12 protein-coding genes are annotated in these 15122 nt (G+C 41.2%); 2 read left to right on the plus strand and 10 right to left on the minus strand.

The genetic code is table 11. The annotated features are described in order from the left end of the window. Positions 1-200: 200 nt before the first annotated feature. Together IGI46_RS15190 and IGI46_RS15195 are read left to right on the plus strand one after the other, a co-directional pair. Positions 201-2600, plus strand: a complete 2400-nt coding sequence (locus IGI46_RS15190; RefSeq protein ID WP_429973773.1) for a PRD domain-containing protein — start codon at positions 201-203, stop codon at positions 2598-2600. Between the two features lie 17 nt (positions 2601-2617). Further along, positions 2618-3097 carry a PTS system mannose/fructose/N-acetylgalactosamine-transporter subunit IIB gene (locus IGI46_RS15195; RefSeq protein ID WP_207702517.1) on the plus strand — a complete coding sequence of 160 codons (480 nt, stop codon included), beginning with the start codon at positions 2618-2620 and terminating at the stop codon, positions 3095-3097. A gap of 141 nt (positions 3098-3238) precedes the next feature. Here IGI46_RS15195 and IGI46_RS15200 read toward each other — a convergent pair whose 3' ends face one another. The 10 genes from IGI46_RS15200 to IGI46_RS15245 all read right to left on the minus strand — a co-directional run bounded on the left by IGI46_RS15200 (position 3239) and on the right by IGI46_RS15245 (position 15075). Beyond that, positions 3239-5488 carry an ATP-binding cassette domain-containing protein gene (locus IGI46_RS15200; RefSeq protein WP_207702518.1) on the minus strand — a complete coding sequence of 750 codons (2250 nt, stop codon included), beginning with the start codon at positions 5486-5488 and terminating at the stop codon, positions 3239-3241. 102 nt (positions 5489-5590) lie between these two features. Then, on the minus strand, positions 5591-5737 hold the full coding sequence (locus IGI46_RS15205; protein WP_207702519.1) for a hypothetical protein: 147 nt from the start codon (positions 5735-5737) through the stop codon (positions 5591-5593). A gap of 722 nt (positions 5738-6459) precedes the next feature. Beyond that, positions 6460-7602, minus strand: coding sequence for a M20 family metallopeptidase (locus tag IGI46_RS15210; protein ID WP_429973977.1), 1143 nt, complete (start codon positions 7600-7602; stop codon positions 6460-6462). A 78-nt stretch (positions 7603-7680) separates the two neighbouring features. Next, positions 7681-8958: an MFS transporter gene (locus IGI46_RS15215; protein ID WP_207702520.1), complete on the minus strand. Its 1278-nt coding sequence runs from the start codon at positions 8956-8958 to the stop codon at positions 7681-7683. A gap of 256 nt (positions 8959-9214) precedes the next feature. After that, positions 9215-9985, minus strand: a complete 771-nt coding sequence (locus IGI46_RS15220) for a DUF2922 domain-containing protein (protein WP_207702521.1) — start codon at positions 9983-9985, stop codon at positions 9215-9217. A 73-nt stretch (positions 9986-10058) separates the two neighbouring features. Continuing rightward, positions 10059-10442 carry a hypothetical protein gene (locus IGI46_RS15225; protein ID WP_207702522.1) on the minus strand — a complete coding sequence of 128 codons (384 nt, stop codon included), beginning with the start codon at positions 10440-10442 and terminating at the stop codon, positions 10059-10061. A 240-nt stretch (positions 10443-10682) separates the two neighbouring features. Next, positions 10683-11618: a riboflavin biosynthesis protein RibF gene (gene ribF / locus IGI46_RS15230; RefSeq protein ID WP_207702523.1), complete on the minus strand. Its 936-nt coding sequence runs from the start codon at positions 11616-11618 to the stop codon at positions 10683-10685. A gap of 50 nt (positions 11619-11668) precedes the next feature. Next, positions 11669-12589 carry a tRNA pseudouridine(55) synthase TruB gene (gene truB, locus IGI46_RS15235; protein WP_207702524.1) on the minus strand — a complete coding sequence of 307 codons (921 nt, stop codon included), beginning with the start codon at positions 12587-12589 and terminating at the stop codon, positions 11669-11671. Between the two features lie 123 nt (positions 12590-12712). Next, a complete protein-coding gene (locus IGI46_RS15240) occupies positions 12713-14782 on the minus strand; it encodes a cation:proton antiporter (protein ID WP_207702525.1) in 2070 nt (689 codons plus the stop codon). After that, positions 14779-15075: a hypothetical protein gene (locus tag IGI46_RS15245; protein ID WP_207702526.1), complete on the minus strand. Its 297-nt coding sequence runs from the start codon at positions 15073-15075 to the stop codon at positions 14779-14781. The genes IGI46_RS15240 and IGI46_RS15245 overlap by 4 nt, the downstream gene beginning before the upstream one ends. Positions 15076-15122: the final 47 nt, after the last annotated feature.

Below are 15122 nucleotides of genomic sequence, written 5' to 3' on the forward strand. Positions count from 1 at the left end.
ACTTATGAAATCAGTGTAATGTAATGGAATCTTATTTTATTGGTAAAATCCTCATTGTTAAAACACTAATATCTCCAACTGTGTAAAACCCGTGTATTAAGAAAGGAAAAACAAAAAAATGTATACACGTTTAACGCTTTCATGGTAATATAAAAATCATTAGAAGGCAGCTATTTGCACAATTTTGTGAGGTGATTTTTTTGAAATTAAGTCGAGAAGAAGAAATTTTGCTTGAAGTAGATCGTTCTACTAAAGAGGCAATTTTGAAAGACAGGTATGAAGAATTTGGTCGGGATGCACTGAGTTTGAGTGTTGATCTAGCAATTGATCGATCAAATGTATCCAGGATATTAAACAATTTGTGGAACAATGGTTTGCTCGCCAAAATTCAAGGTAAGCCAACTTATTACTTCTCTAAAAATGTTGTAGAACAATTTTTCCCTACGGTCTTTATTCCTTCTACTTTAGAAGCAGGAATTGATCTGAAAAAATTCCTGTCTGAGCATGCAAGTGAAGAAAAAAGCAATGAAATAAGTTTATCACAAAACTATTATGGTTTCTTTTCACCAAATGGTAGTCTGTATCGTCAGGCACAACAGTTAACTAGTCATTTTTTCCCTAAACCGCTCATCAACCAGTTCACAATATATGGAGCAGCTAATACGGGAAAAAGAACCTTAGTGAATTATTTATTTGATGAAGGAAAAAAAGCTGGTGTATTTACCAAACACGAAAAACCATTTTTTATTGACGTTGAAAAATTGATTTTATCTGAAGAAAAATATGCTGATTTACTACTGGGTTCTATTTATGAAAACTCAAAAAGAAAGGGTTTGCTGACTAAACTTGAGCATGGATTACTAGTCATTGATAAAGCAGAGTGTCTCCCAAAAATGATCTACCGGCTTTTAAGGCAAATTGGTGAGAGCGGTTATTTTTATGAATTTAATCAACCCTCTAAGGAAAGAATACTTAACACGTCCATTGTCTTTCTGGTTGAAGAAGAAGTCACAAGTCCTGTGACACAATCGGTTTTATTGCCAAATTTCTGCGAAAAACCAATAGCGGAAAAAATACAATTTTGTCTTCATTTTTTAGAGAAGGCTGCCAACATAAGCAATCAATCCATTAAGGTGCATAAAGATATCTTGAGTTGTCTCGTTACTTCCAACTACCAAAATAATTTGGCTCAACTGGAACAAGAAATTTTCTCAGCTGTAAGCAGAGCTAGATTCGCTGCAAAATCTGATAATCAAATGATTGCCGAAATAACTTTCGATGAACTTTCAGATACTGTCTTAGAACGAATCACGATTACCAATCCATTAGTGGCAGAACTAAACAGCTATTTGAACTGTTGGGAAACTGACTCGCTCTATTTTGTCCCTCAAACGCAGGACAATACTGAACTCATAAAAAAACGACTGACCGAAGAACAACGAAACACGAGCATCATAGGAAATTCTCAAATCATTATGGATGAATGCATGATCATTTACAATCAATTTTTCAGTCTTTCTGAGTCAGAAGTTCAACAAATAAAAGCAGGTCCTTTTTGGCTAATTATTAAGCAGCAATACAGTAAAAAGACTAGTGAAAAAGAAAAAAAGGGATTAGTCGCTTTTGCCCACTACCTAGAAACTTATTTTGAGGAAAAAAAGCGTGTATACAAGCCTAAAAAATTTGTAAAAATTCCGATTGAAGCAAATCGTTTTTTTACTAAGGCAACAGAAATAAAGAAACATTTAAAAAAGGAGTTAGGTATTATTCTTACCAATGAAGAATTTGATTTAGCAGCTTGCTATTTTATGTATTTGAATCAGCTTTCCAAAAAAGAACAACTTCCTATTGTTATCCTATGTCACGGTGAGAATATTGGACTGACGTACATAAAATACATCAATACTCTTAGCCTGTCTCCAATAGAACTTCATGCGATTGACTATGTATCAGAAGATGATCGAGAATTTAGAACATTTATCAAGGAATTTAAAACTATGATAAAATCGATCAACAATGGGAATGGCGTAATCATTGCTAGTGACATTGAACCGTTGACCACGATTCATTCGTTGATTGAAAGTGAATTAAACATCCAATGTCAAACTTTCTCCCCGGTTTCACTACCATTATTATTAGAAATAATCAAAAAAATCCAACTGCAAAATTATTCAATTTCAGATTTTAAGCGTGAAGATAACAAAAGAGAATTGCAGGTCGTGACCCAATCCTTTGATAATGAATTGATCGATAAGCTCGCACATTCTCTACTAGCTGACTCTTTAGTCTTTCTTGATCCAAATAAAACTGCTAATATCCTTTTTACTATTCTTGAAGATTTATTAACGCAACTTAATCTCGAAAATAGTGAAGAAATCACGGTTCGTTTTGTCGTTCATTGTTCCTTCATGTTGGAACGAGTGATAAAACGCGAAACGATGAATTTTCCTAAACTGAGAGATTTCATCAATACAAACAGCAGTCTTTTTCACTCGGTTGAAATACATTTATCAAGATTAAACAATATTTTTGATATCATGATACCTTCTAATGAGTATGCTTTTGTATGCGAAATTTTTAAAGATTTGTACGGAATATAAGAAAAGGGTGACTATTTATGAAAATTGTTTTAGCAAGAATTGATGATCGTTTAATCCACGGTCAAGTTGTTACACGTTGGATACAATACTCACGGGCAAAAAATGTATTGATTATTGATGATGAAGTTCCAAACAACTCTTTTTTGAAGCAAGTCATCACCCTATCTATACCTCCTAAGATCAATATCTTTATAAAATCAATCTCAGAAGCTATAGAGTTTATTCATTCTAACAAAACAAATGACAGCTTTATGCTTTTATTCAAGTATCCTGACACTGTTTTGAAATTGCTCAATTCAGGAGTTGACATTCCTGAACTAAATTTAGGTGGAGTTGGAGCCCATGAAAGAAGAAAAAAATTTTATCGAAATATTTCTCTTTCCAAGCAAGAAATCGAAACCTTACGTACTATTTCTGAAAGAGGATCAAAGATTTTTATTAAAAGCATACCTGAGGACAAGGATATCTCATTTCAAACGCTAATTCAGGACAACTAAGCAATTAATAACTGACTATCATTCGACAAGTGTAATCAACTTAATAGACCGAAAAACTTTTATTTGGAATATAGAAAAATACATCTTTTTTCGAACTAACTGATAAAAACCTCCTGCAAAAACTCTGCAGGAGGCCCTTTTTTATTGCTTCATACTTTTCTGTAAGTACTCGCCGGTAATCGTTCCGCTGGTTAATAAATTTTCAGGAGTCCCGCAGAAAACTACCTGACCACCCTTCACCCCGCCATCGGGACCGATATCGATGATCCAATCTGCCTGCTTCATAATCTCGCTATGGTGTTCGATAACAATCAGTGTATTTCCTTTATCAACAATCTTTTGAAACAGTCCATTGAGCTGACGTATATCCGACAAATGCAGTCCCGTCGTAGGCTCATCCAAAACAAAAATCGATTCCTTTTGATTAATCGCCTTAGCCAGCTTCAGCCGCTGCCGTTCACCACCGGATAAAGTGGTTAGTGCCCGACCAATCGGCAAGTAGGTCAAACCCACATCGATTAGAGCCTGTAATTTTTCCTTCATCCGTTTACTGCCTATTTCTTGGAAAAACATTTTAGACTCGATCGGAGTCATTTCCAGCACATCCAAGATCGTGTGCTCCCGGTATTGATAACTCGTTGCTTCAGACGAGAACCGCTTACCTTGGCACATTTCGCATTCATTCACCACTGGGTCCATAAAAACCAGCTCGACAGTGGTTTCCCCTTTGCCCTGACAGGTAGGACAGGCGCCCTTGGAATTAAAGCTGAACATGCCGATATCGACTTTATTTTCTCTGGCGAACAAACGTCGAATTTCATCATAAATTCCCATGAAGGTCGCCGGCGTTGCCCGTGGTGTTGCATTAATCGGAGACTGATCAATAATAGACAGCTCTTCCGGGAACTGCTGCGGCAAAACCTTCGTGATCAAGGTTGATTTTCCCGAACCGGCTACTCCAGTAACGACCGTCAAAATGTGCTTAGGAATATCCACCGTTACATTTTTCAAATTATGAAGATTAGCATTCTTAATGGTCAGTTTTTCCTGCCAAGGTCGCGGCTGAGTGTTCAACGGAGGCGCCTGCAAAATCTCTTTTCCAGTTAAGCTGTTGGAAGCCAACAAGCCCTGATAACTTCCTCTAAAGGTAATCTCCCCGCCGTTTTTCCCGGCCAAGGGACCAATGTCGATAATCTCATCGGCCACCGCAATCACGTCAGGATCATGCTCCACCACAAAAACCGTGTTTTCCTTATCCCGCAAATCCTGCAGCAGCTGATTAATCCGCGAAACATCCCGGGCATGCATCCCGGTGCTAGGCTCATCAAATATATAGAACATACCGTTCAACGCGCTGCCCATATGCTTCACCAGCTTCACTCGCTGTGCTTCCCCACCAGAAAGCGTCGGCGTCTGGCGATCCAAATGTAAGTAATCCAGACCGATATCAATCAGACGCTGAACCTGGCGCCGCAGCTCCTCAATCACATCAGAAACCGCCGGATAGTTCAGTCCCTTCAAATACTTAAGCAGTTGACGCATATCCATCTGAACACAATCAGCAATCGATCGTTTGTTAATCGTGATTGATAAAGAAACAGGATTCAGCCGTTTCCCCTGACAATCCGGACACAAACCTTGCTGCAAAAGATCCTGTTGTTTCTTTTCATAATGCTTCCCATATGCCGACAGATCCCGTTTTAGTAAAATCCGCTCGTAATTTCGCTTAATCCCTTCTAATTTAGGATTTACCGGTTCCAACTCCCGTTCAGGATGGCCGTACATCAGCTGATTCCACTGTTCTTCCGGCAAATCCTTTAAAGGAACAAAACTATCAAAAAAGTCTGCTTTGTTATATTGCTTCCAATACCAGCTGCCGATAGCGTACTTGGTATCCAGCATAGCGCCCTCGCTCCAGGACTTTGTCGTATCCATTAGTTTGTTAAAATCAATCTGGTTAACAAACCCTAATCCCGAACAAGTTGGACACATGCCTTGGGGATTATTGAAGGAGAAGTGCCCCGCTGATAATGTTTGGGGTATCCCTATCCGCGAAAACAACAGTCGTAACAAAGAATAAATTTCCGTGATCGTGCCGACGGTGGAACGCTGGTTACCGCCTAAAGGTGTCTGATCAATCACAATTGCCGGATTCAAATTTTCGATCCGTGAAACTTTAGGTTTGCGGTATTTAGGCATGCGATTACGGACGAAGGCCGGATAGTTGGCATTCATCTGTCGCTGAGCCTCCGCAGCGATGGTATCAAAAACTAAACTGGATTTCCCCGAACCAGATACGCCGGTAAAGACCACCAACTGATTTTTGGTAATTTCTAAGCTGACATCCTTCAAATTATTATGTGAGACCTCTTTTAGGATTAATGGTTTCATGAACATCCTCCCTTTCCTCCTTAGTCTAAAGTCTGACGTAAGGGGAGAGTCAAGGCAGTACGAAAAAAAACTGCAGACCATTTCCGTCTGCAGTTAAATTATTTACAAATAGTTGGCTTCAGTCAAAGTTTGCCTAGCTGACTGGTCCTTTTGCTCATTAACTAGAATTACTGGTCCGGTGCAGCCCATGTCGCTTTCGGCATAAATATCTTTTTGCCACAGCTGCTGGACAGCTTCCTCCAGTTCCATGATTTCAATCCCGAAAAAATTTACTGGGTACGATTTTTATACGGAGTTACCAGCACTGAATATATCTAATTAGCCTTTAAATGGCTAACTGATAATCATAGTCCAAAATATTTACGATCCCAGGTGCTTCACTAGCATGAGAAATAATACAGATATTTTGCTCATATTTTTTCGATTTCTGGGATATGACCTGAAACTTCGTAATTTTATTGCTGTTATATGCGGTGAACAACCTATTTAACAAATGGTTCTTTTAATATCTCTATAGATTCAAGCCCAGTGTATTGAGTCTTAGAGAAAGAAGCAAAAAAATTTTAACAAGTTTCAGTGAGATAAATTTTGCTACTTAAGAGGTGAAGAACCAATTGTAAGCAGGATTAGATAATCAAATCTTTGATCTGTGAGAACTCCCGTATGGTCTAACAATAAAATCAATACCAATGGCAGCATATTTTCTGTAACATAGGATTATTGGTTTCAATCATTACTAGGAATTCTACGCTTATTGATTTCTGGTATTTACTTATTTACAGATCAGAAAAATGAAAATAATAATACACTTTCAGTTGTCTTCTGCTACAAATCAGAAAGTCCCCTCCTAAGAGAATTACTTAGTCAACACATTTCATGCTCTTACAGGCAAGTCACTTGAAATCATTATTGCTCAAAACTACGCATAATGAAATTTAATACAATATTCTTTGCTAAAAGTGCACACTCTTTTACTCTACCAAATAATCCACAACAATGCTTCCCATCACCTCAGCACAAATCAGCAGGGATTTTTCATTGATATCAAATTTAGGATGGTGGTGAGGATATGCTGGCTTATCTTCTACCTGGGCACCAACATAAATAAAGGTACTTGGCACTTTTTCAGCAAAATAAGCAAAGTCCTCTGATGGTGGAATAGGCGCCGTTACTTCAATGGCTTCCACTCGATCCAACGGGGTATTTTTCAAGATTTCAGCCGCTTGTCTAGTAAATGCAGGATCATTGTAAAGAACCGGATAATCTGTGGTGTAATCCAAGTCGCAGACCACGCCAAAGGCCGCCTCCACACCTTTACAAACCTTCTTAATCTCTGCATCGATAATATCCCGGGCGTGTTCACTCATGGAACGAACATCCCCTTCTAAAACTACCTGATCCTTGATGACATTGAAAGAGCCTTTCCCGTCAAAGGAACCAATCGTCACCACGCCCATGTCAAAGGGATTAATCCGGCGGCTGATAACCGTTTGCAGCATGGTCACAAAATAGCTGCCCGCCACAATCGCATCATTGGCTTCATGAGGTGAAGAACCATGTCCGCCTTTGCCTTTGATAGTCAATTTGAAGAATGAACGGGCTGACTGGATTTCACCTTCGCGATAATAAACCTTGCCTAACGGAAATGTACTCATGACATGGATTCCGGCAACGTTATCTACGCCTTCTAAACAGCCGGCCTTGATCATCCCCACTGCTCCTCCTGGTGGAGTTTCCTCCGCCGGCTGATGGAAGACTTTAATTTTTCCTCGCAGCTGATCCTTCATTTCGGCTAATGTTTCCGCCAAAACCAGCATATAGGCCGTATGACCATCATGCCCGCAAGCATGCATGACCCCTTCATTTTTAGAAGCGAAAGGCAGGTCAGTCGCCTCCTCGATAGGCAAAGCATCAAAATCGGCACGAATCGCCAAGGTTTTCCCTGGTTTGCCTGAATCAATTGTGACAATAATGCCATTTTCATCATTGATCTGGGTTTCCACTGTAACTTCTAACTCTTTATCCTTGTAAAAATCGGCAATGTATTTGGCTGTCTCCGTTTCATGAAAAGACAATTCCGGATGCTCATGCAGGTACCGGCGAATTTCAATCATTCTTACTTCTTTTTCCCGAAGCGCACTAAAAAGCTGTTCCTTCAAACTCAAAAAAATTCCTCCTTGTATAGAAATAGGTTATTTGGCACTTTCCAAACGATCGGCTTTTCCGCCAAAATACCGGCGAGAAGTCACATAAGAACCAACCCAGCCAAACAACGTTAAGGCAGTGAAGGCAATCATGCAAAGCCAAGCGATCTGGAAGGATCCAGTGGTATCCAAAATACTGGCCACAAAAACTGAACCTAAAGCTGTACCAATAGTCATGATACTCGTCACTAAACCATAGGCTTCAGGATAATTTTTTTGTCCAAAGACACTGGCGGTAATCAATGGCGGAGATACTGTCCCGATTGGCGTACCTAGCCCAAAGGAAAAAGCCATTAGATACAAAATAGTTGTATTTTGTCCATTCAGCATCAACACAAAGGCCAGCAAAAAGGCGCCGCAGCCAAAAAAACTGCTGATGACTACACCAAACTTGTCATTGACCCAGCCTAAAATCAGTTTTCCAAATATTCCGACAAAAGAATATATAGAAATAATATTGGCCGAAACCGCTGGATTATGCATTTCCTGGATCGCTGCCGGGAAATTCGATAAGGCACCGGAGTTTATTAAACCGTTTAAGAACATGCCCAGCATAGCCAGCCAAAAGAAGAATTTTGTATATGAGCCCTTCACTGTTAACGAAGAGTTGGCACTTTCTTCCACCGCTCCTTCAGAAAGCTGTTGCGGTTCCTTTTCAGCTCCATAAGGCTGCAAATTTTTTTCCTTTGGAGAGCTTTTGAACACCAATAAAGCGATCGGCAAAGAACAAAGCAGCGCAATCCCCGCCATCAACTGATAGGTGGTGCGCCAACCGTAATTCGTCAGAAACAACGTTACCACCTGTGAAAAGATCGTTCCGCCAATCCCAATTCCGGCCATCGCAATACTCATGGCTAATCCACGCTTCTCTTTGAACCACATGGTAATCATATAGCTGATCGGAATTAGCGTCGACATCCAATAAAATAGGCCTACAAAAAGGGAAGAAATATATAAGTGAATCGCACTTTGCGCTAAGGAATAGGTAAAATAGCTAATACAAAAACCAATAATCCCAGCAACCTGTAATAATTTCATTTGTCCTGCAGCAATCCGCTTCGCCACCAGCGGTGATAGAACAATCCCCACCAATTGAACAATCGTGTTCACCAGCATAAACTGGCTGCGGCTGATTTGCAGCTCGTCAATCACGGCTAAAGCATATTTGCCGGACAACGACATTACTAGCGGAACAATCGTCGCAGTAATCACGACGCAGCCGGCAACAATCCACCAGCCGTAAAAAATTCCTTGTTTTTCTTTCATACCGTTCCTCCTTGTCTTACAAACTACTCACCCTGTCCCCCTTTCACTATATTTACAGTCAGCTTTCAAAAGGCCCACATCCCAGAAAGATGGGTCACCTCCTCTAAAAAATCAAACTGATCTCTTTATTATACCTGTTGAAAAAGATTTTTTCAGGTGAAAATTTGTGTCAAAGAATCGGCTGCTTGTCTCCAGCTTTTTTGAAGGGATCGATCGTATCCCCTTTAGCAAAAAATGCGAACCTAGTACTAGTTTTTCAATCGGCTATTCTTTTTTGCGTTCCCTTTTTAAACTGCTTCAGGGTCTTTTTACGCTTGCGTTTATCCCAAGGAAGACCTGACAGCAGATGCCTGAATTTTGATTTGGGCTTCGGTACCCAATCGACCCTTTTTTCCGTCACCGGCTCTACAGCTTTTTCTGCTGCTGCCTGCTGCGGAACTCCGGTGAGGATTTCCGTTAAGTCTGTTTTGGGGAATTTATCCTCGGAGCCTTCAATGTTAAAAACGATATCAGCTGTTTTAAAGCTCTCCAAAGTAGCCCCCGCCGGTAACTGAGCCGTCAACATCGCAAGCAGCTCATCCTCCGTTAGTGCCGAAGCATCGAAATCCTCTGGAATTTTAATTTCTATTTGCGGTACTTCTAAAGCGGTTGGTGCAATTGGTGCAACTGATTCCGATTGAAGCGCTTGAACAGAATTCAAAGGGATCAGATCTTTTTTAACTGGAGCGACTGATACTGATGTTTGTGTTGCTTGAGCTGTTTCAGGCTGAACTTCAGCGTCTGAGGCTGCTGCTCTGCAATTCTTCTGACGTAAATCAAAGATAGGTCTTTCGATGGTTTCGACAAATTTGGCACAGACCAATTTCTTGAACAGTCCCACCTCGCCTTTTTCAAATAAATTCAACTGTACTAATTTTTCTAATCCCGCCCGAATTTCTTCGGCAGGTTTATTTCGATCTGGATCTTTCAAGTTTAAGCGATGTAAACCGCCTTGGCTGTTCTCAAAGGTTGCAGCTAAGCTTAACATAGTTTCATTCCTTTCGTTTTTAGAGTATCTATAGTCAATGGATTACTGTTTAGGTTTACGTTAAGGTGCCTCGTCACGGAACCGAGAAAGTTTCCGGAACCAGCTTGGCGAATTGATCCTTCAGTTTGCTGATTTTCTCAGCAACAAACATGGTAATAGCGAATAAGCGGGAGGTTAACAGCTTCCACTCATCTAGGGCAAAATATTCGCGGAAAAGATAATAATAGCGGCGCAGTGCACGGGTAGATTTGGTTTCTAAGAAAATATGGCGAACTAATCCGCCTAATACGTAACTAAAATCCTTGCTGCTTAGTTCGTCTCTAATTTGAAGCGCTATCAAATATTTGATAGTATTTTTTGAATCACGACTCTCGTCGTAATAATTGCTGATACGAGTTTCAAGCGTAGAACGCTGAAGCTGAAATAATTGCTGATAATTTAATGTATGTTCAGTCATTTTACAGACCTCCTTTTTTCTTGTGAAATAGTATTTCTCGTGTCGACGCTTTTAGGCTAAATTATTTTGAAAGGGTTGTCAATAGGTAATTTTTATAAACTAATACTTAAAAAAACAAAAAACGCACCACCAAAGGATTTCCCGAAAGTAAAAAAATTTACCCATATTTCCGAATTTTTATTAAAAAAAGGGAAATACAAAAAAAGATCACTAGACCAATCGGGCCTGGTGATCTTCCTTTTATGCAAAATAATCTCTAGTGGCTACTTCATCAGCATCCAGTTGAGCAATCAGCTCCTCAGCTGAGTTAAACTTCACCTGTCCTCGAATAAAGTGCAGCCAGCGTACTCGAACCTCTTCCCCGTAAATATCTTGATTAAAGTCCAAAATGTTCAGTTCGACTGTTTTCTGGCGATGAGGGCCAAAGGTATCGTTATGTCCAATCGAGCCCATCGCCGGATACCAGTGACCGCCAACTAAAATCTCGTTGACGTACACCCCGACCTTCGGCAAAACCATCTGCTCATCTGATTGAATATTCGCGGTTGGATAGCCTAGTTCACGTCCCCGAGCATCGCCATGAATCACGACCCCGCTAGTCTCATAAACGTACCCCAGCAAACGATTAGCTTCTTCCAGATTTCCATCCGTCAGCAGCTGACGAACCCGTGAGGAGCTGATTTTTTCTTCATGATCCACCTGTTTAGGCACCATTACCACTTCAAAACGTCCCTTGGCATACTCCGGCAGATGGGCAACATCCGCTTCGGCTCCTTTGCCGTAGGTATAATCAAAGCCGGATACCGCTACTTTTGCATGAAGTCCGGCAATGTATTGATCAACAAAATCCTGCGGCGGCTGAGCAGCAAAGGCGGAAGTAAAAGCAACCTCATACAAAATATCTACCTGCAAGCGCGCCATTAATTCTTCCTTTTGGGTAAGATTAGACAAATATTTAACCGGATTGCGGTCCACCTTTTGGAAAACCACTGCCGGATGCTGGTTGAAGGTCATTACAGCCAGCTTCAAATTTTTTTCTTTCGCAAGTTTACGTCCAGTTTCAATTACTTCCTGATGTCCGCGATGCACGCCATCAAAAAAGCCCAGAACCAGTACCACCTCATCGGTCGGAATTTCCGCCGGCTGATAAGGGTGGCGTAATTTAATTATCTCCATCATTATCTCCTTTACTATCAACTAGACCAATTTTATCAAAACAACGAGTCTTATTCGTTGCGAATCACTTTACTCGGTTTCAGCCAACCCGATCGCTGAGGATGCACCCCATACAAGCTGACTAGTTTATCCTGGTAGAACAACGCAATCAAATCCTCAGGCGCTGCTTCTAAGCCTAATTCCTTCAAGGGAAGCAGCTGACCGTTTTTAACCTTTTGCCACAAGTCATCGGACAAATTAATCCGCGAAAATTCCTGAACCGCTGTTTCAATCGGTTGCAAAATCTTATCCATCCGCTCCTCGTCCATCAATTGCTGAACCTGCGACAAGGTTGCTGCTTGACCGGCAACAAAACCGCCGCTGGCTAAGCGAGTCAAATCAGACATGTGTGCCGGATAGCCTAAAGCCGCGCCTAAATCAACCGCCAAAGTACGAACGTACGTTCCCTTTCCGCAAGAAACCTCAAAGCGCCAGGTTTGAGTTCCGGCTGCTTCATCAAACTCCGGCTCGCTCACCCGTTGAAAGGCATAAATCTCCGCTTGACGCTGGGGTCTCTCCACTTCTTCGCCGGCCCGGGCATACTCATACAGCCGTTTGCCGTTAACTTTTACCGCTGAATACATCGGCGGAATTTGTGTGATCGTGCCCACGAATTTCTTCATGACAGCATCAATTTCTTCCGCTGAAAAAGGGGTTTCCACCCGCTTTTTTTCAATCAGCTCACCACTGACATCCTCAGTCGTCGTAGAATAACCCAACGTAATTTCACCCGCGTAAATTTTGCCGCTGTCCTGCAAATACTCAATAACCTTGGTTCCTTTACCGATGCAAATCGGCAAAACGCCATCCACATCAGGGTCAAGGGTCCCCCCATGACCAATTTTTTTCATTTTTAAAATCTTGCGTAATTTAAATACACAATCGTGACTCGTCATTCCCCGTTCTTTCCACAAAGGCAAGATACCGTCCATTATATCGCTCCATTTTCCTAAAATTTCAACGTTGCCATTATACCATAGCTAAATGCAGAAAAGACAAAGAAAAAATTGCACCAAAAAAACCTCGTCCATTTTTAATAAACAGACGAGGTTCTCTTAAGATTTTTTAGCTTTTTTCTTGCGAAGAATAAAACGGAGCGGCGCATCCGCCGGCTGACGCATAGCGTAAGATTCCAGCAAATTGACCCGATGACGGTAATCATTGGCTTCAAAGGTGGAAATATCGCCGCCAACCTCATGCTCATCAATGATTTTTCGCTCCAAATAATAGCCCCGCAGCAATTCCTTAGTATACAAAGGATCTTGTTGAATCAAAATGGTTCCAAAAAGTCCCTTTTTATTGACTTGTTCCATCAAATTTTTGCGTTCTTCGACAAAGAAATCAATCAATTCTTCATCATAAACATCTCTCAAGTTTTCCAAACTATTTAAAATTGCTTCGCTGTTTTGTAAAAAGATTTCTCTCACTGCTGAAACATCCCGCCGATCAATGACACTTCGCTGACCTCGAGTTCGCCGACGTTGCAAAAATAGCTTTGGATGTAAAATTACCCGAATAACTCGCTGAACCACAATCAGCCAAAAGCCTAGAAACGACAGGACTTGATGAGGAATCGAATTTTGGAAACGAGAAATAAACATCGAATACAAACGATAGGATTCGGTATTTATTTTCCGACGTCGATAACTTTCATCCAAGCCATCCCGCTCAATCGAAAGCATTAAGGCCTGCACCTCTTGAAATTCCTGCTGGCTGCTTTCAGACATTGTTTCGGTAAAAAGCTCTTGAATATGGTCCTGATAATTAGTAATCACCGCTTGAATTGCAAAAACCTCCTGCTCACTCAGCTCAGGATTTTCGATATCCTCCTCTAGACAAGCAATCACTTCACGGTAAATTCCCGCCTGTCTTGGATTCGAAACCGGAGTTACCTCGCCATCTGATAAAATCGGCAGTAAAATCATGCCCATAATTAGACTAAGAAAGGTCACACAAGCGGTAATAAATAGCAGCAGCGAGCGTTCAGGAAAATCAATACCACCAATCGTCGCTGGCAAAATAAAAATCGTCGCAATACTGACAGTTCCTTTGACACCACCAACCGTCAATAACAAACGCTCATGCAGATAATGATGCGTTTTCCGGAATCCCCGGGTAAAGGAATAAAATAAGGTAATAAAAAGAAATCGAATTAAAAAGAGCAGTGCGGTAATCACACCTACAATAAAGAATAAGTGCAGATTGGCGTAGGTTTCGCTATTCCAAATTGGTGAAAATACTTGGGACAGCTCAATCCCCAGAAAGAGGAACACTAGCGCATTCAGAGTAAAACTAATGGTTTGCCAGCTGGTCTCAGTAACATTGGACAGTTCTGCATCGAATAAGCTGATTTTGCTAAAGCGTCGAGATTCCAACACTCCACAAACGACCGCCGCGATAATTCCCGAAGAATGCAGCAGCTCAGCAACTAAATAAGCCAAAAATGGCAAGGTCAATTCAATCAGCAAATACCCAGTTATATCCCTGGCGGAGATCCGCTCAATCAGCTGAATCGACTGACGTTTAATATAAACGACGATAATCCCTGCCAACACACCGCCCAAAGTCGAAAGCAGCAAGGTCAAAGAAGCATCCGCTGCTGAAAACTGACCGGTCATTAAAGCGGCCACCGCAAACTGAAAGGCGGTAACGCCGGAAGCATCATTCAACAGGCCTTCACCCTCCAGAATATGCATCACCGAATCCGGCATTTTCAGCCTTTTTGCCAGTGAATTCACCGCTACCGCGTCAGTTGGGCCTAATGCCGCACCAAAGGCCAGGCAGGCCGCCAGCGGGACTGCCGGCAGCAACGCATGCAAGGCAAAGCCCACCCCGGTCAAGGTGAGAATCACCCCGCCAAAGGCTAAAAATAAAATGGTCCAGCTATGCTTCAAAATAGCCGGAATGTCCGCTGTTTCCCCTTCTCGGAAAAGCAGCGGCGCAATAATCATTACCAAAAAAACCTCGGGTTCAAAATTGATGGAGCGGCCAATTTCTGTCAGCCCCAGCAAAATCCCTAACACAATTTGAATCATAAACATCGGAATAGACGGAAACACCTTAGCCAACACGTTGGACAAAGTGATTGTTAAAGCAAGAAAAATAATGATCTCAATTAGGATCATTTAGGACCTCTGGCTTGCTTCTCTCTGACTTTTGCTAATATTTTTAGAAATTCTATTTTCTTGTCAATAATCCGTTTTTCCAATTCGGTTAATTCTTTTGAGTCCTGATCTAAAGACAACTGCGCCCGTTTCGCTTCCATCCTTAAAAGATCATGCTTCATCCGTTCTGTTTTGCGATACAAAAGCAGATTGTTCTTCTTCATATGTTGTCTAATTAATTTTCTTTCTTCTGGAGAACAATTGAGGTATTCGTCATGTAGTTGACGCATACGCTTATCGAATTCTGTACTCATCTCCAACAGCCTCCTCAAGCTATTTTGCTTAAAACCCTTTACACTTT

The organism is Enterococcus sp. AZ163, from assembly GCF_050498925.1.
Lineage (GTDB): Bacteria > Bacillota > Bacilli > Lactobacillales > Enterococcaceae > Enterococcus_A > Enterococcus_A ferrettii.

Excerpts from the sequence above, each read along its gene's own strand:
- IGI46_RS15195 (WP_207702517.1), top strand. The coding sequence starts at position 2,618 with ATGAAAATTGTTTTAGCAAGAATTGATGATCGTTTAATCCACGGTCAA.
- IGI46_RS15200 (WP_207702518.1), bottom strand. The coding sequence starts at position 5,488 with ATGAAACCATTAATCCTAAAAGAGGTCTCACATAATAATTTGAAGGAT.
- IGI46_RS15205 (WP_207702519.1), bottom strand. The coding sequence starts at position 5,737 with ATGGAACTGGAGGAAGCTGTCCAGCAGCTGTGGCAAAAAGATATTTAT.
- IGI46_RS15210 (WP_429973977.1), bottom strand. The coding sequence starts at position 7,602 with ATGATTGAAATTCGCCGGTACCTGCATGAGCATCCGGAATTGTCTTTT.
- IGI46_RS15215 (WP_207702520.1), bottom strand. The coding sequence starts at position 8,958 with ATGAAAGAAAAACAAGGAATTTTTTACGGCTGGTGGATTGTTGCCGGC.
- IGI46_RS15220 (WP_207702521.1), bottom strand. The coding sequence starts at position 9,985 with ATGTTAAGCTTAGCTGCAACCTTTGAGAACAGCCAAGGCGGTTTACAT.
- IGI46_RS15225 (WP_207702522.1), bottom strand. The coding sequence starts at position 10,442 with ATGACTGAACATACATTAAATTATCAGCAATTATTTCAGCTTCAGCGT.
- ribF (WP_207702523.1), bottom strand. The coding sequence starts at position 11,618 with ATGGAGATAATTAAATTACGCCACCCTTATCAGCCGGCGGAAATTCCG.
- truB (WP_207702524.1), bottom strand. The coding sequence starts at position 12,589 with ATGGACGGTATCTTGCCTTTGTGGAAAGAACGGGGAATGACGAGTCAC.
- IGI46_RS15240 (WP_207702525.1), bottom strand. The coding sequence starts at position 14,782 with ATGATCCTAATTGAGATCATTATTTTTCTTGCTTTAACAATCACTTTG.
- IGI46_RS15245 (WP_207702526.1), bottom strand. The coding sequence starts at position 15,075 with ATGAGTACAGAATTCGATAAGCGTATGCGTCAACTACATGACGAATAC.